At 63.5% G+C, this 18,712-nt stretch carries 19 protein-coding genes and 2 tRNA genes; 12 read left to right on the top strand and 9 right to left on the bottom strand.

Translation table 11 applies throughout. From position 1 onward, the window contains the following. Positions 1 to 26 precede the first annotated feature (26 nt). The 3 genes from ACTIGC_RS07785 to ACTIGC_RS07775 all read left to right on the top strand — a co-directional run bounded on the left by ACTIGC_RS07785 (position 27) and on the right by ACTIGC_RS07775 (position 3,626). The gene (locus ACTIGC_RS07785) at positions 27 to 1,901 is read left to right on the top strand and encodes an O-antigen ligase family protein (protein WP_439633853.1); all 1,875 of its coding nucleotides are present in this window, start codon (positions 27 to 29) and stop codon (positions 1,899 to 1,901) included. A 190-nt stretch (positions 1,902 to 2,091) separates the two neighbouring features. Then, positions 2,092 to 2,991 carry a transglutaminase-like cysteine peptidase gene (locus tag ACTIGC_RS07780; protein ID WP_439633852.1) on the top strand — a complete coding sequence of 300 codons (900 nt, stop codon included), beginning with the start codon at positions 2,092 to 2,094 and terminating at the stop codon, positions 2,989 to 2,991. Positions 2,992 to 3,161: 170 nt separating this feature from the next. Continuing rightward, positions 3,162 to 3,626 carry a peptidase S1 gene (locus ACTIGC_RS07775; protein WP_439633851.1) on the top strand — a complete coding sequence of 155 codons (465 nt, stop codon included), beginning with the start codon at positions 3,162 to 3,164 and terminating at the stop codon, positions 3,624 to 3,626. A gap of 59 nt (positions 3,627 to 3,685) precedes the next feature. On the opposite strand, the gene ACTIGC_RS07770 is transcribed toward ACTIGC_RS07775, so the two are convergent. The 3 genes from ACTIGC_RS07770 to ppa form a co-directional block, all read right to left on the bottom strand. Continuing rightward, entirely contained in the window at positions 3,686 to 4,654 is a 969-nt protein-coding gene (locus ACTIGC_RS07770; RefSeq protein WP_439633850.1) for a DUF3667 domain-containing protein, read from the bottom strand. A gap of 13 nt (positions 4,655 to 4,667) precedes the next feature. Next, positions 4,668 to 5,507 (bottom strand): LOG family protein, encoded by an 840-nt coding sequence (locus ACTIGC_RS07765; protein WP_439633849.1) that lies wholly within the window; start codon positions 5,505 to 5,507, stop codon positions 4,668 to 4,670. Positions 5,508 to 5,570: 63 nt separating this feature from the next. After that, the gene (gene ppa / locus ACTIGC_RS07760; protein WP_439633848.1) at positions 5,571 to 6,098 is read right to left on the bottom strand and encodes an inorganic diphosphatase; all 528 of its coding nucleotides are present in this window, start codon (positions 6,096 to 6,098) and stop codon (positions 5,571 to 5,573) included. Between the two features lie 167 nt (positions 6,099 to 6,265). On the opposite strand from ppa, the gene ACTIGC_RS07755 reads away from it, so the two are divergent. The 4 genes from ACTIGC_RS07755 to ACTIGC_RS07740 all read left to right on the top strand — a co-directional run bounded on the left by ACTIGC_RS07755 (position 6,266) and on the right by ACTIGC_RS07740 (position 7,458). Continuing rightward, entirely contained in the window at positions 6,266 to 6,856 is a 591-nt protein-coding gene (locus tag ACTIGC_RS07755) for a DUF192 domain-containing protein (RefSeq protein ID WP_439633847.1), read from the top strand. Positions 6,857 to 6,913: 57 nt separating this feature from the next. Continuing rightward, positions 6,914 to 6,990: transfer RNA gene (locus ACTIGC_RS07750), tRNA-Pro, on the top strand. Positions 6,991 to 7,041: 51 nt separating this feature from the next. Continuing rightward, positions 7,042 to 7,347, top strand: coding sequence for an ETC complex I subunit (locus ACTIGC_RS07745; RefSeq protein ID WP_188451171.1), 306 nt, complete (start codon positions 7,042 to 7,044; stop codon positions 7,345 to 7,347). 34 nt (positions 7,348 to 7,381) lie between these two features. Then, positions 7,382 to 7,458: transfer RNA gene (locus tag ACTIGC_RS07740), tRNA-Arg, on the top strand. Positions 7,459 to 7,462: 4 nt separating this feature from the next. Here the strand turns inward: ACTIGC_RS07740 and ACTIGC_RS07735 are convergent. From ACTIGC_RS07735 to ACTIGC_RS07725, 3 genes are all read right to left on the bottom strand, one after another. Next, positions 7,463 to 7,987, bottom strand: a complete 525-nt coding sequence (locus ACTIGC_RS07735; RefSeq protein ID WP_439633846.1) for a paraquat-inducible protein A — start codon at positions 7,985 to 7,987, stop codon at positions 7,463 to 7,465. Positions 7,988 to 8,227: 240 nt separating this feature from the next. Continuing rightward, positions 8,228 to 9,352 (bottom strand): acyl-CoA dehydrogenase family protein, encoded by a 1,125-nt coding sequence (locus tag ACTIGC_RS07730; protein WP_439633845.1) that lies wholly within the window; start codon positions 9,350 to 9,352, stop codon positions 8,228 to 8,230. 21 nt (positions 9,353 to 9,373) lie between these two features. Next, positions 9,374 to 10,552 carry an acyl-CoA dehydrogenase family protein gene (locus ACTIGC_RS07725; protein ID WP_439633844.1) on the bottom strand — a complete coding sequence of 393 codons (1,179 nt, stop codon included), beginning with the start codon at positions 10,550 to 10,552 and terminating at the stop codon, positions 9,374 to 9,376. 175 nt (positions 10,553 to 10,727) lie between these two features. On the opposite strand from ACTIGC_RS07725, the gene ACTIGC_RS07720 reads away from it, so the two are divergent. Beyond that, positions 10,728 to 11,813 (top strand): COX15/CtaA family protein, encoded by a 1,086-nt coding sequence (locus tag ACTIGC_RS07720; protein ID WP_439633843.1) that lies wholly within the window; start codon positions 10,728 to 10,730, stop codon positions 11,811 to 11,813. Here the strand turns inward: ACTIGC_RS07720 and ACTIGC_RS07715 are convergent. The 3 genes from ACTIGC_RS07715 to ACTIGC_RS07705 form a co-directional block, all read right to left on the bottom strand. Further along, a complete protein-coding gene (locus tag ACTIGC_RS07715; protein WP_439633842.1) occupies positions 11,791 to 12,285 on the bottom strand; it encodes a hypothetical protein in 495 nt (164 codons plus the stop codon). The genes ACTIGC_RS07720 and ACTIGC_RS07715 overlap by 23 nt on opposite strands. A 105-nt stretch (positions 12,286 to 12,390) precedes the next feature. Next, positions 12,391 to 13,269 carry a hypothetical protein gene (locus tag ACTIGC_RS07710; RefSeq protein WP_439633841.1) on the bottom strand — a complete coding sequence of 293 codons (879 nt, stop codon included), beginning with the start codon at positions 13,267 to 13,269 and terminating at the stop codon, positions 12,391 to 12,393. 95 nt (positions 13,270 to 13,364) lie between these two features. Continuing rightward, positions 13,365 to 14,789: an alkaline phosphatase PhoX gene (locus tag ACTIGC_RS07705; RefSeq protein ID WP_439633840.1), complete on the bottom strand. Its 1,425-nt coding sequence runs from the start codon at positions 14,787 to 14,789 to the stop codon at positions 13,365 to 13,367. Between the two features lie 264 nt (positions 14,790 to 15,053). Between ACTIGC_RS07705 and rplM the strand changes: the two genes are divergently transcribed. The 4 genes from rplM to ACTIGC_RS07685 all read left to right on the top strand — a co-directional run bounded on the left by rplM (position 15,054) and on the right by ACTIGC_RS07685 (position 18,674). Then, positions 15,054 to 15,521, top strand: coding sequence for a 50S ribosomal protein L13 (gene rplM / locus ACTIGC_RS07700; protein ID WP_439633839.1), 468 nt, complete (start codon positions 15,054 to 15,056; stop codon positions 15,519 to 15,521). Then, positions 15,521 to 16,021, top strand: coding sequence for a 30S ribosomal protein S9 (gene rpsI, locus ACTIGC_RS07695; RefSeq protein ID WP_439633838.1), 501 nt, complete (start codon positions 15,521 to 15,523; stop codon positions 16,019 to 16,021). Before rplM ends, rpsI begins: the two co-directional genes overlap by 1 nt. Before the next feature lie 180 nt (positions 16,022 to 16,201). Next, positions 16,202 to 16,987 (top strand): glycosyltransferase family 2 protein, encoded by a 786-nt coding sequence (locus tag ACTIGC_RS07690; protein ID WP_439633837.1) that lies wholly within the window; start codon positions 16,202 to 16,204, stop codon positions 16,985 to 16,987. Continuing rightward, on the top strand, positions 16,971 to 18,674 hold the full coding sequence (locus ACTIGC_RS07685; protein ID WP_439633836.1) for an ArnT family glycosyltransferase: 1,704 nt from the start codon (positions 16,971 to 16,973) through the stop codon (positions 18,672 to 18,674). Before ACTIGC_RS07690 ends, ACTIGC_RS07685 begins: the two co-directional genes overlap by 17 nt. Positions 18,675 to 18,712 lie beyond the last annotated feature (38 nt).

Raw genomic sequence — 18,712 nt, 5'->3', positions numbered from 1 at the left:
GCCGGTCCGCGCCGGACCGGGAAGCCATGATGCCGGAACAGCTGAGCCAATACACGCGGCTGGCGTTTCCTGCCGGATTCTGCCTGCTGATACTTGGCGCGGCCTCGTTCTATTTCGGGGCCGACATACCGGCGGCGAAAGCGATTTTTTCCTGCGTCCTCATCCTGATCGCTGCGGTATCGGTGGCGTTTGGCGCGGTCTACCGGCCCATGCCTGCGGTGTGGGGCGTGGTGCTCCTGCTGGCCGCGTTTGGCGTTCACCATGTGATGATGGGGTGGATGGACACCGCCGCCCCGGAGTTTGCGGCGCTGGCGGCGGGCGGCGCGGTCTGGCTGATGGGCTATGGCAGTGCGCGCCAGCGCGATACTGCAAGCGTGCTTTGGCGCGCCACGCTGACGGTCGGCACGCTTATCGCGCTCTGGGCGTTTATCGATTTCACCATCACACCACGCACGCCTTCGGCTGTGCGGTTGAATGCAGGCTTTCTGTCAGCCAACACCGCCGCCACGTTTTTTGGCATTATTGCCCTGATGGGGCTTGCCGAGCTGCTGGGACAGATCCGCAAGGGGCTGCGCGGCGGCCGGGCATTTGCGGAGAGGGCGCTGCCGCTGGCGCTTGCCTTGATCTGCGTGCTGATCTCAGCGACCTGCCTGATGCTGACGGCGTCACGCGCAGGCATAGCCTTTGCGGGACTGGCCGCCGCAGCGCTCTCAGGCTGGCAGGTGCTGGCGTGGACGCGCGATGGCGGGGTCAGCCAGCGCAGTCTCGGCCTTGGCATTGCCGGCTTTGTTGGCGTCTTCGTGATCGGTGGACTTGTCTGGACGGTATCAGGTGAGATGGCGGCAACCCGCTATGAGAGCGGGCTGCGGGAAAATCTGCGCGGGGAGATGTTCGCCGCTTACTGGAACGCGGTGGCGCTCGCGCCAGTGACGGGCCACGGGCTTGGCAGCTTTGTGTTTACCAACGATCTTATCACCACCAGCCAGACGGTCCGCTCTCTGGGCAGCACAAATGCCGCCCATAATGTCTTCCTGCAATGGCTGCTGCAGGCCGGGTGGACGGGCGCACTGGCCATGTGGGCCGTTACCGGGCTGCTGATATGGCAGGTGATGCAGGGGCTGAAGGTGCGCCGGCGCCATCGGGGCTATTTGCGGGCCGTGCTGTGCATCAGCGCGTTCGTTGTCCTGCATGGCCTGACGGACTTCGCCCTCGAAGTGCCTGGCGTGATGTGGTGGTGGGCGTGGATACTGGGGCTGGGCGCGGGCATCGCAGCCGCAGGGCGCAACGGTCAGAAACGCCAGCGCGAGCAGGGCAAGGGGGGAGGCAGGCTGGCGCTGGCATCGCGCGCCGGCTTCGTAGCGTTGGCACTGGCGGCGGGCATATTGGCAGGCTGGCAAGGCCAGATGCGCGTCAGTGCCAATCTGGCTCATCAGCTGACACCGCAGGCGCTGGAGGCCATTGCCGGGGAGCCCGGTCTGCCGCCTTCAGCCTACCTGATCGATGCCTACGCAGCGCGGGCCATCGAGGCGGATATCGGCGATCTGGATTTTGCCCATCGTGCGACGCTGGCGGCCGTTGAACGCGAGCCCCGGCTGGTGACGGCGTGGAACCGCCTTGTCTATATCGATATGGCGCGTAATGGCCGATTGACGGCGGCAGGGCAGGCGGCGCTCGCCCAGAGCTTCTATCTGAACCTGTACGGTGACCGCGAAATTCTCCGCTGGCGTTTGAAGATTGCGGCCGTGGCGTGGGAACAGCTTGATGATCTCAACCGTACCAGTGTCCGCTTGCAACTTGGTGGCCAGGCTGTCAGGGACCGGCGCTGGCTGCATCGTTTTGCCAGTGACGCGCCCGAAGGTGTCCGCGAGGAGATCGAGGCTGCGCTGGCGCGGACGACTTAGGGTCGAAGCGTGCCGGGGTTATAGTAAACAAAAATGAAACAGCTTTCCCTCTCTTAAGTAAAATGTTATGGTTAATTTCATTTAACTATAAAAAATACTACAATAAACGCAATCTTAACTATAATAAATAGCGTGACCTTAAATCCCATTATTCAAGATCACTCTCCGATAACAAGACGGAGGGGTGGTCATGAATGGGTTCGGTCCCGAGGCGCTGGCGCGCATGATGCGCGGCCTCGCTCTTTCATGCCTTGCGGGTCTGGCGGTAACGGCGTGTGCGACAACGCCACCCGCCTCATCACATATGCCGGTTGCCGGTGTGGCCATGCCGCCGGCGGGCCTGATCGACATGTGCCGGCGTGCGCCTGAGATCTGCGGTTCGGTTGCGGGCGCACAAGCCGATGCCGGAGTGGCGGTTGTGCTGGCCAGTGCAGACATTCCTCTGGCGGAAGCCACCGGCGCCACATTGCCAGTTTTGCGTGAGAGCGCGGACGGAGCGAAGGCACACCGTCTGGCGCCCGATGCGGGTTTGCTGGAAGGCACTAGCGATGCGCGTGGCGAGGAACGCGGCGAGGCAAGGGCAGACCAGCCTGATGCTGGGGCTGGGACCCAGAAGCAGGCAGAGCAGGTCGCCGGGGCTGCTGAAGGAGAGGGCGCCGTTCTGGATGGCGATGACCGTCTGGTCGCGGCGCCGGAACTGTTTGCACTGCTGAACCGGGTCAACCAGTCCATCAATATGCGGATACGCCCCCGCGATGATCAGGATGTCTATGGCGTGAGTGAATACTGGACCCTGCCGCTGACGCTCGAAGGTACTGCCGAAGGCGATTGCGAAGACTATGCGCTGGAGAAGCGCCAGGCGCTCATTGCGGCAGGCATACCAGAGCGTGCGCTGTTCCTGGCGGTCGGCTATTCGCTGGCTACCGGGCGTCACGCAGTACTGGTCGTGAGTACCGATCAGGGCGATTATGTGCTGGACAATATGACGCCCTACATCCTGCCTTGGACGCAAACGCCCTATCGCTGGACTGCGCGGCAAATGCCCGGTGATCTGCTTTCCTGGCGGCATATGGCTGAACTGACTTCGTGATCACGCGGGCAGTATCTGCCTGATCTTTGCTGTCAGTTTTGCGAAAAGCCGAAGTACCGGCGTAATTGTCCTTTACCCTGTCATGGCTGCGTTATAGCGTCTGCTTCGCAAGAGGGACGCATATTGGCCGGGGCGGGGAGCCGAGCCGGTCGCATCTGGAGATCACGACCATGCTTCGTACTGTCGCAACCGCCGCCATCGGCGTGGCCATGCTGGCTGCCGCCGGGATGGCGCAGGATTACCGCCTGAACCCGATCTATGGCACCGTGTCGCTTCGCGGCGGCTTCGCGCCGGATCCGTATGTCATCAACCTTCAGTCTGGCGGTAACATCAACGCGGCCCAGACGCTGGGTGGCAGCTGCGTAGGGTATGTCGCCAACGCGCCGGACTTCCGCCTGCACTTTCAGGCCGGCAGCCTGCCGCTGATTATCTCGGTCGATTCCAGTTCGGACACCACGCTGGTCATCAACGGTCCGGATGGCCGCTGGTACTGCAATGATGATGGCGGTCAGGGGCTGAACCCGTCACTGCGCTGGAACAGCCCGATGTCCGGCCAGTATGACATCTGGATTGGCAGCTATGGTGGAGGCAACGCCAACGCCCAGCTCCACATTTCCGAGCTGTACAGCCAGTAAGCAGCTGACATCCCAGAACGCGGAAAAGCCCGGCGGGAAACCGCCGGGCTTTTTGTCGATCAGATCAACGCATGAATGACGAGGAACTGGACCGGCCGGTAGATCACGAGGTGGACCGCCAGCAGCGCCGCGATCAGTGCCAGCGAGGAGAGGGCGGCGCGCCACCAGGCTGCGGCGTAAACCGTCCGGAAGGCGAAAGCCATGTGCACCGCCAGAGCAAGCAATCCTGTCAGGAGCAGGTAGCCGAAACTCGCCGATACCCAGCCGGCATCGGTGAACCCGCTCGCGATCCGCGCCGGCAGCATCAATAGCTGCTGCAAGATGATGAAGAAGCTGAAGATGTGCAGGGCCACGATGAACTGGTCTGCATAAAAGAGGCGGCGGGAGGGAAACAGGGCTGCCAGAGCCAGCGCCATAAAAGGAATGTGCAAGCCGATCAGCAGCTTGCTCACTTCGCTATTCACCGCGTTATAGGCATCGCGATAGTCGGCAACGGAGTAACGGCCGGCCTGCGGGTCTTGAGCCTGCTGCCGGGCATTGCGCGCCTCTACCCTGAGTTCCACCAATTGCGAGGCGAGGGGGCTGTGAAGCTGTCCGCGCCAGCCGCGCAGAAATGCTTCGAACTCGGCCGAGACTGGCTCACCCTCGTTGGCGGCCAACACGGTCTCGCCCGTGACCTGGTCCTCGAAGCTGAGTGAGAAATCCGTAATCGGCGGTGACAGGAAAAAGAGAAGATTTGCGATCAGGAACAGAGCTATCGGGGAAAGCCAGTACACCCGGCGCCCTTCCACATAGTCCTTGCTGAGCGCGCCCGGCCTGAACACCAGCGCGATGAAGGTCCGCCACGCTCGTCCGTCCAGATTGGTCAGAACTCCAAATGCATCACGCAGGAGATGCCCGAAGCGCCGTTCATCAGGGTCGAGCGCGCGTTGCCCGCACACACCGCAGTACCGCGCCGAGAGGGGCGCGCCGCAATTGCGGCAGGCCTCTCCGGGTGCAGATGCAGTCTGGGCCTCGTTGTCAGCCATTGCGTGCGCAGCCCTACATTCCCTTGCCGGGATTAGGCAGGGCGTATTTGCACAGCTGATCGACGATATAGGTGAAGGCGTCGTCCACACTGTCGGTGCGGTAGACGAGATCCAGGTCTTCCTGATTGATCGCGCCGAAATCGGCGAGCGCCTGCAGATTGAGCACCTTGTCCCAGTATTCAGAACCGAACAGCACCACGGGCAGGCGCTTCTTCATCTTGCGGGTCTGCAGGAGGGTGAGCGTCTCGAACAGCTCGTCCAGCGTGCCGAACCCGCCGGGCATCAGCACCAGCGCCTTGGCCGGGTAGAGGAACCAGAATTTGCGCGTGAAAAAGTAGTGGAACTCGAAATTGAGGTCCGGCGTGACGTAGGGGTTGTTGTTTTCTTCCTTGGGCAGGGTGATGCCGAGCCCGATGGTTTCACCGCCCGCTTCGCTCGCGCCGCGATTGGCCGCTTCCATGATGCCGGGGCCAGCGCCCGTGCAGATGACGAAGCGGCGCTGCTGGCAGTCATCAAGATTGAGTGACCATTCGGTGAGGCGGCGCGCCAGCTCCCGTGTGGCCTCATAATATTGCGACATGAACACGGCACGTTCGGCGGCTTTCGTGTCGGCCCCTGCCGCGCGGGCCTTTTCAAGGCCCGCCTCGGCGTCATCGGGCGCCGGGATGCGCGCAGAGCCGAAGAAGAGGATCGTGTCGTCGACCTTGTGGGTTTCGAACTGTTTCTTCGGATAGAGATATTCCGCCAGAATGCGCAAGGGACGCGCATCGGGGGACCCCATGAAATCGGGGTTCACATACGCCTCTACCGGGTCACCGGGCTGGGTTTCACTGACAAATTCGGTCTTTTTCATCGCTGTCTCACTTCTTATGGAGTGAGATACCAGCACAGGCCGCGAGGGCCGCAAACCGCTTTGTCAGCCCTTTACCCGCTCGAGCGATGCCATGATGAGTTCCTGCGCGCGCTTTGAATCCGCCCAGCCAATGATCTTCACCCATTTATTGGGTTCGAGATCCTTGTAGTGCTCGAAGAAGTGGGTGATGCGCATGATCTGCGCCTTGGTTACATCGGTGTATTCGACGATGTCGTCATAGAGCGGGGTCAGCTTGGGGTGCGGGCAGGCGAGGATTTTCTCGTCCATGCCGCTCTCGTCTTCCATCATCAGCACGCCGATGGGGCGCGCGCGTACCACACAGCCCGGCACCAGCGTCGTCTGGCCCAGCACCATGACGTCGATCGGGTCGCCATCTTCGGACAGGGTGTGCGGCATGAAGCCGTAATTGCACGGATAGCGCATGGGCGTGTGCAGGAAGCGGTCGACGAAGACGGTGCCGGAGGCCTTGTCCATCTCGTACTTTACCGGCTCGCCGCCTACCGGCACCTCGATGATGACATTGATGTCCTCAGGAGGATTGGCGCCAGGGGAAATCTTGTCGATACGCATGATGAGGGCCTTCCGGTTTTCGTGTCGCCCGTGCGGGGCGGGCTGGTTTTGCCGGTGTGATAGCGGCTTGAGCGCGCGAGGCAAGACGCATTTTGCACTGCACAATAAGCTCAGGCCTGCCTGCATGAGCGATTGCGCGGGGCGCGCCGCTTGGCTAGCGTGCGGGCATGACAATACAACGCTTCATCCTTTTCGCCGCGCCGTTTCTGGCGCTTGTCCTGTTCGCTGCGGCTTATGCCCAGACCGATCCCACCGCGCCGGACGCGGTTGTGGAATATGGCGGGCCGGACCCGGTTATCGTTGAAACGGCCGAAGGCCCGGTCGAGTTCATCGCGGAGATCGCGGCCACCGAGGCATCACGGGCGCGCGGCATGATGTACCGCGAATCCATGGAGCCGAACGAGGCGATGCTGTTTGACTTTGAAGTCGTGCGGCCGGTTTCCATCTGGATGGCCAACACGCTGATCCCGCTGGACATTATCTTCATCCGCGAGGACGGCACGATTGCCAAGATCGTCGCCAATGCGCAGCCGCTCTCGCGCCGCTCCTTGCCGTCGGACTTCCCGGTTCTGGCCGTGCTGGAGATTGCTGGCGGGCGCTCTGCCGAGACCGGCATTGCCCCGGGCGATCTGGTGCGTCACGCCCTTTTCGGCACTGATGTGGCCGATGAGCCGATGGTGGACGCCGAAGAGACGGATGCTGGCGAAGACGCCGCAGAGGACGCTGACGACGGCACGGAAGAGGCCGCTGAGGAGTAGGGCGCGTCCCGGCCTTGCGCGTGCGCACGGCTTTGCCTAAACGATGCACACGAAATTCGGGGCGTAGCGCAGCCTGGTAGCGCATCTGCTTTGGGAGCAGAGGGTCGCAAGTTCGAATCTTGCCGCCCCGACCAGCATTGTTGACGGCCGGGTCCCACCCCGGACGAGCGAGGAAAGAGGCAGGGATGTTCGCACGTATCTATCAGCCTTCGCGAAATGCCATGCAGTCCGGCCGCGCCCGGACCAAGGCCTGGGTGCTGGAGTTTGAACCCGCGCAGGCCAAGCGCCCTGATCCGCTGATGGGCTGGGCCGGCTCGGGCGATACCCGCCGTCAGGTGCATCTCTCCTTTGATACGCGCGACGAGGCGGTGGCCTATGCCAAGCGCTATGGCATACCTTTCCAGATCCGCGAGGCGCGCGAGACCACGCGGCGCATCAAATCCTACGCGTCCAACTTTGCTGCCGACCGTAAAGAGCCCTGGTCGCACTGACCCTGGCTTTGCTGGCGGCCCGGCAGGCGTGATTGACCCCGTAGCTCAGCTGGATAGAGCGCTCGCCTTCTAAGCGAATGGTCGCAGGTTCGAATCCTGCCGGGGTCGCCATTTTTCAGCCCGCCGCTTGCCCCACGCCCCGCTCCCGTAAGTCCCGCGCCATCACGCCCGACGCCAGCATCAGGCTGAGCGCGCTGGCGGCGAAGAACCACAGGCCCGGCTGGCTGGCAGCGGTGGAGAGTGCCTCGTTCGACCAGATCACGATGGCCAGCGCCACGACCACCACATCGGTGAAGGACCATTTGCCGAGCAGCTCAATCCAGCGCATGGCCACCGGGCTGACGCGCGAGGGCGGCAGACGGTGGATGGCGATCAGCATGGACACCTTCAAAAGCGGCGTGCCGAGCGAGAAGGTCGCGATCAGCAGGGCCAGCACTGGCTCGCGCGCGCCGATGAGGGCGGCGATTGTATCAAGGATGGAATAGCTGACCTTGAAGACGATGAGGCTCTGCGCCTCAAAGAGGGGCAGCATGATGCCCGGCGGAAACAGGATAATGCCCAGGATCAGCAGCGCGCGGGCCATCGCCCCGCCCGTGCCATGCGGGTTGTCTTTGGTGTCAGCTTGCTCCCGCCCGTCCATGGTTAACACCGTCCGGGGCGATTGTGGCGGAACGGGGGCGGGATGCCCTTGCGGCGTTGCGTGCCGGGGTGGCGCGCCTTCAGGTGCTGGGATCGCGCGCGCCGATCCCATCCCTCGTCATTCCGGCGAAAGCCGGAACCCAGCCTTATTTTTAAGAAGAACTGGGTTCCAGATAAGCGCTGACGCGCTTTCTGGAATGACGAAGGGAGGAGGGGCCGTCGATCTAATACCCCTGACTATCTAATACCCCGACAGTTTCGCCACCTGGCCTGCGCCCCAGGCATCGTCGCCGAGGAATTCACCGGCGGCCTGCGCGCGCTTGTAGTAGAGGCCGATATCGTACTCGTCGGTCATGCCGACACCGCCGAACATCTGGATGCCTTCGGAGGTGGCCAGGCGCGACACGGCGGTCGCTTTGGCCTTGGCCGCTGCCGCCCAGATCGGTGCCTGAGAGGGCGTTTCATCGAGCGTGCGCAGCGCCTTCATCACGATGGAACGGGCCATCTCGATCTCAGACAGCAAGTGCGCGGCGCGGTGCTGCAGCCCCTGGAAGCTCGCGATCGGCACGCCGAACTGCTCGCGTTCCTTGATGTAGTCGATGGTCGCGTCGAAGGCCTGTTCGGCAACGCCGAGGCTTTCGGCGGCCACGCAGGCCCGGCCCACATCGAGAATGTGTTTCAGCGCGCCTTCGGTGTTGTCCGCGCCGTCCAGAAGGGCATCACCGTCGAGCGCTACGTTCTCGAAAGTGAAGTCTGCGGGCAGATGACTGTCGACCGTGCGGCGGGCCTTGCGGGTCACGCCCTTCTGATTGCAGTCCACCAGTACCAGGCAGGGCGCGCCATCCTCATTGCGGGCCACGACGATGACGGCATCAGCCGCAGCGCCATTGGCGACAAAGCGCTTGGTGCCGTTCAGCACCAGCCCGTTGCCCTGCTTTTTCGCGGTCGTGTTGATGGAATCGGGATTGTGACGGGCGCGCTCGTCCACGGCGAAGCCGATCACGGTTTCACCGGAGACGATTTTCGGGAGCCATTTGGCTTTCTGTGCGTCGCTACCTGCTACCCGCAAGGCCGTCGCGGCCAGCACGGCGGTGGAGAGGAAGGGGGAGGGGGTGAGCGTGCGCCCCATCTCCTGCAGGAGGAGACCGGCGGCGAACACGCCGAAATCGGCCCCGCCATGGTCTTCCTCGACCAGAATGCCGGTCCAGCCCATCTCCGCCATGGATGACCACAGGTCGCGCGAGAAGCCGTCAGGGTTGTTTTCGTCGCGAAGCTTGCGGAAGGCGGTGACGGGCGCGGTTTCGGACAGGAAGCTGCGCGCGCTGTCACGCAGCATCTGCTCTTCGTCGTTCAGTACAAAGCTCATGGGTTCAATGCCTTATGAAAATCAGGTGCCGGGGAGCTCAAGCACGCGCTTGGCGACGATATTGAGCTGGATCTCGCTGGTGCCGCCCTCGATGGAATTGGCGCGGCTGCGCAGCCAGGAGCGGGCGGCATCGCCATCCTCTTCCTTCTCGCCTTCCCACAGGAGGCCATCAGAGCCGAGCGCGGACATGTTCAGCTCATGGCGGCGCTTGTTCAGCTCGGTACCGACATATTTCAGGATCGAGGCCTTGGCGCCCACGCCTTCGCCCTTGTCGGCCTCGTCCTTCACGCGGCGCAGCGTGGCTTCAAAGGCCAGCGCATCGATCGTCAGGCGCGCGACATCGCCGCGCAGGATCGGATCGGCGATCTGGCCGTTTTCGTCCACTTCGCCTGCCAGATGGGCCGCGCCCACCGGATTGAGACCGCCGGAGACGGCGTCAGACACGATACCCGCACGTTCGTGGCTCAACAGGTATTTGGCGATGTCCCAGCCCTGACCCGGCTTGCCGACGACGTTCGACACCGGCGCACGCGCATCATCAAAGAAGGTCTCGCAGAAGGGCGATTTGCCGGAGATCAGCTTGATCGGCTTGGTGGAGACGCCCGGCGTATCCATGTCGATCAGGATGAAGGAGATGCCCAGATGCTTGGGCGCATCGGCCTCGGTGCGCACCAGCGCGAAAATCCAGTCGGACTTGTCGGCGTAGGAGGTCCACACCTTCTGGCCGTTGATGACGTATTCATCGCCGTCCAGCACGCCCTTGGTGCGAAGGCTGGCCAGGTCGGAGCCCGCGCCCGGCTCTGAATACCCCTGACACCAGCGGATTTCGCCGCGGGCGATCTTGGGCAGGTGCTCGCGCTTCTGCTCCTCGCTGCCGTATTTGAGAAGGGCCGGGCCAAGCATCCAGATGCCGAAGCTGTCCAGCGGAGAGCGGGCCTTCATGGCCTTCATCTCTTCCTTCAGGACGAAGCCTTCTTCTTTCGTGAGACCGCCGCCGCCATATTCCTTGGGCCAGGTCGGCACGGTCCAGCCGCGCTCCGCCATGCGCTCCAGCCAGATGCGCTGGTCGTCGCTGGCAAAGGTCCAGTTGCGCCCGCCCCAGCAGATATCGGCCTCACCCTTGGCGGGCACGCGCATGCCCGGCGGGCAGTTTGCCTCCAGCCAGTCGCGGGTCTCTTTGCGGAATGTTTCAAGGGACATTCGAGGTCTCCTCCCGTTTACGTTTACGTCAAGGTTAGGCTGAGGCTGCGCGTGACGCCAGCCCCGATTTGCGCTTGGTTGTGAGCAGGCAGCGCGGCGAAAGCGCGCGCATCGCTTGCAGGATGCCGCCAACGCGATAAGTAGCGGGCCAGCACTTGTTGACCAGAGGCCGCCCATGTCCGCCCATACAGCTCTGCCGCGTCCGTTTTCCCAGGAAGGCACCAGCCGCGCCATGTTCTGGTGGCTGGTGGTGATAGCCGTGCTGGTCATCGCGATGATCGTGGTGGGCGGGGCGACGCGGCTGACCGGATCGGGCCTCTCCATCACCGAATGGCGGCCCGTGACCGGGGCCATTCCGCCGATGACGGATGCAGGCTGGCAGGAGGAGCTGGAGAAATACCGCCAGATTCCCCAATACCAGCTGCAGAATCGCGGGATGAGCATGGAGGAATTCCAGTTCATCTACTGGTGGGAGTGGGGCCATCGCCAGCTTGGCCGCTTCCTCGGTTTTGCGTTTGCGCTGCCCTTCGCCTTCTTCCTGTTCACCCGGCGTGTGCCGCAGCGTCTGCAGACGCGGCTATGGGTGCTGTTTGCACTGGGCGGGCTGCAGGGCGCGATTGGCTGGTGGATGGTCGCCTCCGGGCTGACAGAGCGCGTCTCGGTCAGCCAGTACCGGCTTGCCACCCACCTCATCATGGCGTTCGCCATTCTCGGCCTGACGCTGTGGACGGCGCTGGAGCTGCGCTACGGCAAGACGCCCATCCTTCAGCGCGGAAAGCTGTTTACGCTCGCCAGCGCGTTCTGGGGCGCGGTGCTGTTCCAGATTGCGCTCGGCGCGCTGGTGGCGGGTACCGGGGCAGGGCGCATCTTCACCACCTGGCCGGGCTTTGAGGGGCAGCTGGTGCCGGAGGGGTATCTCTCAGGCCTGCCCATCTGGCGCGCCGTGTTTGAAAGCCTGCCAGCGGTGCAGTTCCAGCATCGCTGGGTGGGATATGCGCTGGCCATTCTGGGGGGCGTGCTGGCCTTCCGGCTATGGCGCACCGGCGCGGAGGATCTACGCCGGGCAGGAACCGTCCTGCCGGTCCTGATCGCCGGGCAGGTGGCGTTGGGCATCTGGACGCTGGTTTCGGCCTCGCCGCTGAATTTGTCGCTCGCCCATCAGGGCGGCGCGATTGCGCTCTTCCTGATGGCGGGTTTTACCGCCTGGCTGACGGCGCGGACACAGGGCGTAACACCCGCTAAGGCGACGGCATCCGTGTGATGTGAGGCCTGAAGTTCAGGCAGGAGCCGTTCAACGCATCCGTAAGCACGAAGGCGATTGGCAGGCCGGGCTCGGCATCCAGCAGAACCTCGCCGGAAAAGCCCGCATCGCGCAGCAGGGCGGCAGCTTCAGCCGCGCTGGTTTCAGGATCATTGCTGACAAGCCCGATGCAGGCAGCCGCTGACCCGACGCGTTCGAAAACTTCCGGGGTCGGGTGGTTGATGATGGTGCCGTCCATCATGATGGAACGGAGTACGCCATCGGTATTGACCTGAAACCGCTCATAGACGCCGTGGCGGCGCAGAATTTCCACCACCACTTCCTTGGCCTCCGGCGATGAGGCCGAATAGATGCGCGAGCCGAAATCAGGAAAGGGCAGGGGATTGCGTCCGGTGAGCAGCAAGCTCGTCCAGACGGCAAACCCGATAAAGATCACGGCTACTACGCCAATAAGCCATTTTGGAACATACATCGCCGCCCCCTGAACAGATGCCAGCGATTAGCCGGACCCTGACGAGAACGATGGCGCGGGCGCGCGTCTTCCGCAAGCAGAATGAAGCCGCCGCTTTGGCGCGAACTATTCCGGCGCGGTAACAGCCCGGCCCAGCACGTCGCGCGTCACCAGCTTGATCCGGCCATCTTCGCCATCGTGAATGGCGGCAAGGCCGGTGGAGAAGCCCATACCGCTGAAGGGCAGGTCGGTGACCGTGATTGCGCCGGGGCGCCGCAGCCCCGCAATCGACATTTCGCTGCGCACTTCAATGGCGGAAATCTCCTCCAGCGTGCGCGCGTCAAACACGCCGATGACGCCTTCTGCCGCCAGCGGCACCAGCACGACCGGGCGGCCATAAAGCTCGGTATAGGCAAAGTGCGCCACTGATATGCCGTCGGCATCGGCGCGGACCGAGCCGCTGGCCTCAACCCGGGCAAGCCCGCCTGTGGCGCTGCCGATCACGATATCGCCGTCCACGCCCGCGCAGCGCTCTGCGGTGAAGGGCAGGGCGATCTCGGCGGTGCGGTTGAGCGACAGGCGTTCCCCGCCTGTGTCCATCATCCGCCAGACGGTCGCGCGCCGGTTGGCATGCAGCAGGGCCAGCTCAATGAAGCCAGTGCCCTGACGATAAAGGCACACACCCTCCACCGGGTCGCTGACGCTGGCGACGTCCAGAGGCAGAGGCTCGATGGCCTGCATGCCCGGCAATACGATGAAGCCGCGTACCAGCCGGTCGGCATCGCTGCCGAAAAGAAGTGGGAGCGTGGTGCCGCGCATGTCGAACGCAGGCACGGCCACCAGGCTGGTCAGGGCAGGACCAGCCGTCTGGAAGATGCGCTCGCCAAAATCGTTGAACGCGTCAAACCCGCCGCCGCGGATCGAGGTGATGACCAGACCGGCATCGCGTGCCTCGCCATTGGGCAGGAGCGCGATGTGATCGGCCGCGCTGGTTTCCTGCGTCATGCCCGTTACGGGGACGGTGCGGATATTGGCTGTGGTCTCGGTGCGCTCGCGGTCTTCGGTTGCCGGTGGCTCCTCGCAGGCCGTCAGCGCGGCGGCTAGGCAGATGCCAGCGAGCGCCGCTCCCAGGGTCCGCGTACGGCGAAGGTGCGCCCTGGCCCCTTCTGCACGTTGAAGAAAAGCGTCGTTCCGTCCGGTGAAAAACATGGGCCTGTTATCTCGCTGTATTCGCCATCTGCATCAGGAGCCGCGTTGCGGCCGATCGTGTAGAGTTGTCCGGCGGGTGTGACCCCCCGGATGAATTGTTCCCCGTCGCCATCCTCGACAACTATAAGGTAGCCCCAAGGCGCAATTGTGATGTTGTCGCACTTCTCGAGCAGGCGCGCATTGGTCGATTCCACAAAGAGGGTCAGCTGGCCCGGTGCCTCGCGCTCGCGCGGCGTCCCTTCATAGGGGCTGGGGCGGTAGCGCCAGATCTGGCCGATCTGGGCCGGACCGCCATCGGTACAGCAGAAATAGAGCTCGCCTTCGCCGAACCAGGCGCCTTCGCCGCGCGTGAAGTTGGCCGCTCCCGCTGCTATGGAGCGCGGTGCAAGGTCATTCTCCGGGTTGTGGATGGCTTCCAGATCCACCCAGACCACATCCAGCGTCTCGCCGACGGGAATGGGATCGGCGCTGTCCTCCCAGTTGCGGGTATCGGCGCCGGGCCGGCCGCGAATGGCCAGAGCCTGCAGCTTTCCTCCGCGCCAGAATTCGCCCCGGCGGTCGGGAATGAAGCGGGTGAAGAGGCCCGGCTCGGCATCTTCAGTCTGGTAGGCAATCCCAGTGTCCGGATCGACGGCGACGGCTTCATGGCGGAAGCGGCCCATCCCGCGCAGCGCAATAGGCTCGACAAGGCCGGTAGCTGACGCCGGAACTTCAAAGTTCCAGCCATGGTCCAGCCGCGCCACGCTGCCTTGCTGCATCAGGGTTTCCTCGCAGCTGATCCAGCTGCCCCACGGCGTTGGCCCGCCTGCGCAGTTGTTGACCGTCCCGGCGAGCGACAGGAACTCGCGCTCCACGCGCCGGGTGCGAAGATTGTAATGGACGGTCGTGGTGCCACCCAGATGCGGCTCGCCGCCGGGCAGGGTGTCGTAGAGGTAGGAGGGATCGATACGGTCAAGCAGGCCATGATCCTGCCCGAACGGGGATTTCTCCGTTTCGCCCGGATTGAGTTCGTGATTGCGGACCAGAATGACCTGATCGGCGGAGGCGCCGGGAAAGCAGGCCATGCCATCATGATCACCGGGCACCAGAAGGCCGTCGCTCATCTCCTGTCCGGTTTCGGAAAAGCTTGTGTAGGAGAAGCCGGCAGGCAGATCGAACAGTCCGCGCCCGTCGCGGCGGAGCGGACCGTAGCCGCGCACCTGATTGAGATAATTGCGCGGCGCAGCCCCGTTGCAGCCCGTCAGTGCCGCCAGCCCGGCAAAGGCCGTTGCCGTGGCAGCGGCGGTGCCCAGAAACCGGCGGCGGGAAAGTGGCATCTCATATCTCCAGGAAAAAAGGGCCGGGGTGATAGCGGGGTGTCGATAATCTATAGGTGATTTGGCAGGCGCATGACAGTGCGTGCGGAGCGTGTGCTGCATCCGCTCAAAATATGCGGTAATTATATACCGCATTGTTATCATGCTGAATTACAGCGTTTTTCATGGACAGTGTTGACACCAATCGCTGGTGGGCGTAACAGCCCGCATCCCATGAGAGGCCGGGCGGTTCCGGCTTCGCTGTCCAGTTTCAAGGCCCACGCGATGAAGACCTTCTCCGCCAAGCCCGCAGACGTTGAACACAAATGGGTTGTGATTGATGCCGAAGGGGCCGTTGTCGGCCGTCTCGCGGCCTATATCGCGACCCGTCTGCGCGGCAAGCACCGTCCCGACTTTACCCCGCACACCGATTGTGGCGACCACGTTGTGGTCATCAATGCCGACAAGGTGGTGTTCACGGGCAAGAAGTACGAAGACAAGCGCTACTACCGCCATACCGGCCACCCGGGTGGTATCAAGGAAACCAGCCCGCGCAAGCTGATTGAGGGCAAGTTCCCCGAGCGCGTTCTGGAGAACGCCGTCAAGCGCATGCTGCCGAAAGAAAGCCCGCTGGCGCGCACCCAGTTTGGAAAACTGCGCGTCTATGCTGGCTCCGAGCACAAGCATGAGGCCCAGCAGCCGGAAGTCGTCGACTTCAAGTCCCTCAATACCAAAAACGTGCGGAGCGCATAATGGCCGAACAAGCACGCTCTCTTGAAGACCTGAAATCGGCGATGAAGCAGGCCGATGCTCCGGTTGTCACCGCAACCGAAGACAAGGTCGTTGCTGAACCGAAGATCGACGAGCATGGCCGCGCCTATGCCACCGGCAAGCGCAAGAACGCCATCGCCCGCGTCTGGATCAAGCCGGGTGCCGGCAAGATCGTCGTCAACGGCCGCGAGCAGGAAGTCTATTTCGCCCGCCCGGTGCTGCGCATGATGCTGGCCCAGCCGTTCGAGACGGCTGAGCGCGTCGACCAGTACGACGTGTACGCCACGGTCACTGGCGGCGGCCTCTCCGGCCAGGCCGGTGCGGTGCGTCACGGCATCTCCAAGGCGCTGACCTATTACGAGCCGGCCCTGCGCGGCGTCCTGAAAGCCGGTGGCTTCCTGACCCGTGACAGCCGCGTGGTCGAGCGTAAGAAATACGGCAAGAAGAAAGCCCGCCGCAGCTTCCAGTTCTCGAAGCGCTAAGCGATCTTTCCCATTGTGGAATGCGGAACGGGCGGTGCCAGATGGCGCCGCCCGTTTGCGTTTGGAGGGTGCCTTTACCGTGCAGTGCATGGCAGTTTCCAATGGCTGATTGTGCATGCTATGCACAATAGCTGTGCCGGGCGATCCCGCTCTGCGCATAAATCTGGAAGCCTGTCCACAATGGCGTCATCTGTTCGCGTACCGCGGCTGACTGTTCTCATTCCGGCGCTGAACGAGGCGCAGAGCATCGACTCGGTGGTACGCGAAGCGCGCGATGTCATTACCGCCGCGATTCCCGAAACAGAGTTTCTTGTCATTGATGATGGCAGTACCGACGGAACCGCCGAGGCGCTGTCGGGACTGATGGCGCAGGAGAGCCGCATCCGCCTGATCCGGCATCCAAAGCGTTCGGGCAAGAGCGCGGCCCTGCGCACCGGCATGATCGCCGCGCGCTCGATCTGGGTCGCCACGATGGACGGGGACGGCCAGGACGATCCGCGCTCGATCCTCGACATGGTGGCCGAGATTGATCTGGATGTGGCGGGCGAACGCGCCCTTGTCGCGGGCTGGCGCCAGAACCGCACCGACGGCAACAGCCGCAAGTTCGCCTCGCGCTTTGCCAACGGCCTGCGATCCAGCCTGCTCAATGATTCCTGCCCGGATACGGCCTGCGGACTGAAGCTGGTGGTACGCGACCTGTTTCTGGCCATGCCGTTCTTTGACGCGCTGCACCGCTATATCCCGGCCTTCAGTGTCCATCTGGGGTTCAGCTATGTCAGCGTGCCGGTGGTCAACCGTGCGCGTGCGGCGGGCGAATCCAAATACACCAATATCGGGCGTGCGGCGGCAGGCCTGTTTGATCTGATGGGCGTGGTCTGGCTGATGCGGCGTACCCATGTGCCGGCGCCGGAATTATTGCTGGGCCGCCAGAACGGGGATGTCGTGCAGCATGAACGGGTGGCTTGAAACGCTCCAGACACCGGGCGCGCGCGGCGGGCTGAACCGCTATGCCTATCTCCTGCTGATCCTGGTGGCCCTGGCGGCGATGTTGCCGGGCTTTTTCTCCATTCCGGCCATGGACCGCGACGAGTCCCGCTATATGCAGGCCAGCCGGCAGATGATGGAAACCGGAGATTTCATCGACATCCGCTTTCAGGACGAGGCGCGCCACAAGCAGCCCGTCGGCACTTATTGGGCGCAGGTGATCACCACGACGCCGTTCGGCGGCGCGGAGGCTCCGGTCTGGGCGCACCGTCTGACCAGCCTGCTGGGCGTCCTGGCCGCGATCATCATGACAGGCTGGCTGGGCAGCCGTTTGTTCTCGCCGCAAGTGGGGATCGCCGCCGGTCTGGTGCTCGCCATTGCCCTGTCCCTGCAGGTGGAGGCGCGCACCGCGAAGACCGACGCGCTGCTGCTGGGGTTTGGCATGCTGGCACAGATTTCGCTGGCCATGCTCGCCTTGAAGATTACCGAAAAGCGACCGACCTTTATCGGCTGGCCGCTGGCGCTGTGGGCGGCGACGGGCGTTTGCATCCTCATCAAGGGGCCGATCTTCACCATGGTGACGGGTCTGACGCTGGTGGGCTTTATTGCGCTGACGCGCGATTTTGACCTGTTGCGGCGGATACGGCCCGGCCTTGGCCTGTTGGTCGTCATCGCTATTGCCGCGCCCTGGCTGGTCGCCGTCACAATCGTGACCGACGGGGCGTTCCTGGCCGAAGCTGTCGGCTGGTCGATGCTACGCAAGGTCTCTGAAGCGGCTGAGAACCATACCGGGCCGCTGGGCTTCCACCTCATGCTGTCGCCCGTCACGCTCTGGCCGGCGGCCGCGCTGCTGGCGCTGGCGGTGCTGGCGGCGTGGAAGAACCGGACAGACCGGACGATCCTGTTTCTGGTGGCGTGGATCGTGCCGACCTGGATCGTGTTCGAGCTGGTCACCACCAAGCTGCCGCACTATGTCGTGCCGACCTTCCCGGCCATTGCCATCCTGATGGGGCTGGCGCTGAAAGACGTGCCGGGGGTGCTGACGGGCCTGAAGCAGCGCATTTTCCACTGGGCAGTGGCGGCAGCGGCGCTGGCCGTCTCCGGCGTGCTGATCGCGCTGCCGATTGCGGCTCATATCGAGTTCAATGGAGAAATAGGTATCGATGCCTGGGTCGCGGCGGTTGCGGGCGTGGTGGGCCTGATAACTGTTGGTGTGCTGGCCTTCGCGCCATCATTACGCACGCTGGGCCTGGCCGGTGTCGGCGCGATTGCGGTTTATGGCGCGATGTTCGGCGTGGTCATCCCCAATATCGACGCCATGTGGCCCTCTGAGCGGGTAGGGCGTGTGGTGGACCGATTGGAAGGGTGCGAGACGCTCTCCATAGCCACACTCGGCTATCGTGAGCCGTCCAACGCCTTCTATCTCGGGACAGAAGCTTTGCTGGCGGACAATGCCGACGCCGCTGCCGATGTGCTGGCGAATGACCCGGCCTGCGGGCTCGCTATCGTGGACGCTGCCGAGCGAGAGGGCTTTGACGCCGCGCTCGCCGTGCGCGGGATCAGGGTACGCCCACTCGCCAGCGTGTCAGGCTATAACCTCGTCAAAGGCGATGCGCTGGAACTGACCCTGCTGGTGACGGAGGGGTCGCAGGTACGGGCGGGGGAGTAGGGCTGGCTCTAGCTCCGGCCACGCGTTTGCCCCGGCGT

The sequence above is a fragment of the Glycocaulis sp. genome (assembly GCF_051859565.1).
In the GTDB taxonomy this organism is placed as follows: Bacteria; Pseudomonadota; Alphaproteobacteria; order Caulobacterales; family Maricaulaceae; genus Glycocaulis.
The sequence above is the reverse complement of the archived record's forward strand: the minus strand, read 5'-3'. Positions and strand labels throughout refer to the sequence as shown.

Coding starts and splice junctions, on each gene's coding strand:
- ACTIGC_RS07785 (WP_439633853.1), top strand. CDS start 27: ATGATGCCGGAACAGCTGAGCCAATACACGCGGCTGGCGTTTCCTGCC.
- ACTIGC_RS07780 (WP_439633852.1), top strand. CDS start 2,092: ATGAATGGGTTCGGTCCCGAGGCGCTGGCGCGCATGATGCGCGGCCTC.
- ACTIGC_RS07775 (WP_439633851.1), top strand. CDS start 3,162: ATGCTTCGTACTGTCGCAACCGCCGCCATCGGCGTGGCCATGCTGGCT.
- ACTIGC_RS07770 (WP_439633850.1), bottom strand. CDS start 4,654: ATGGCTGACAACGAGGCCCAGACTGCATCTGCACCCGGAGAGGCCTGC.
- ACTIGC_RS07765 (WP_439633849.1), bottom strand. CDS start 5,507: ATGAAAAAGACCGAATTTGTCAGTGAAACCCAGCCCGGTGACCCGGTA.
- ppa (WP_439633848.1), bottom strand. CDS start 6,098: ATGCGTATCGACAAGATTTCCCCTGGCGCCAATCCTCCTGAGGACATC.
- ACTIGC_RS07755 (WP_439633847.1), top strand. CDS start 6,266: ATGACAATACAACGCTTCATCCTTTTCGCCGCGCCGTTTCTGGCGCTT.
- ACTIGC_RS07745 (WP_188451171.1), top strand. CDS start 7,042: ATGTTCGCACGTATCTATCAGCCTTCGCGAAATGCCATGCAGTCCGGC.
- ACTIGC_RS07735 (WP_439633846.1), bottom strand. CDS start 7,987: ATGGACGGGCGGGAGCAAGCTGACACCAAAGACAACCCGCATGGCACG.
- ACTIGC_RS07730 (WP_439633845.1), bottom strand. CDS start 9,352: ATGAGCTTTGTACTGAACGACGAAGAGCAGATGCTGCGTGACAGCGCG.
- ACTIGC_RS07725 (WP_439633844.1), bottom strand. CDS start 10,552: ATGTCCCTTGAAACATTCCGCAAAGAGACCCGCGACTGGCTGGAGGCA.
- ACTIGC_RS07720 (WP_439633843.1), top strand. CDS start 10,728: ATGTCCGCCCATACAGCTCTGCCGCGTCCGTTTTCCCAGGAAGGCACC.
- ACTIGC_RS07715 (WP_439633842.1), bottom strand. CDS start 12,285: ATGTATGTTCCAAAATGGCTTATTGGCGTAGTAGCCGTGATCTTTATC.
- ACTIGC_RS07710 (WP_439633841.1), bottom strand. CDS start 13,269: ATGACGCAGGAAACCAGCGCGGCCGATCACATCGCGCTCCTGCCCAAT.
- ACTIGC_RS07705 (WP_439633840.1), bottom strand. CDS start 14,789: ATGCCACTTTCCCGCCGCCGGTTTCTGGGCACCGCCGCTGCCACGGCA.
- rplM (WP_439633839.1), top strand. CDS start 15,054: ATGAAGACCTTCTCCGCCAAGCCCGCAGACGTTGAACACAAATGGGTT.
- rpsI (WP_439633838.1), top strand. CDS start 15,521: ATGGCCGAACAAGCACGCTCTCTTGAAGACCTGAAATCGGCGATGAAG.
- ACTIGC_RS07690 (WP_439633837.1), top strand. CDS start 16,202: ATGGCGTCATCTGTTCGCGTACCGCGGCTGACTGTTCTCATTCCGGCG.
- ACTIGC_RS07685 (WP_439633836.1), top strand. CDS start 16,971: ATGAACGGGTGGCTTGAAACGCTCCAGACACCGGGCGCGCGCGGCGGG.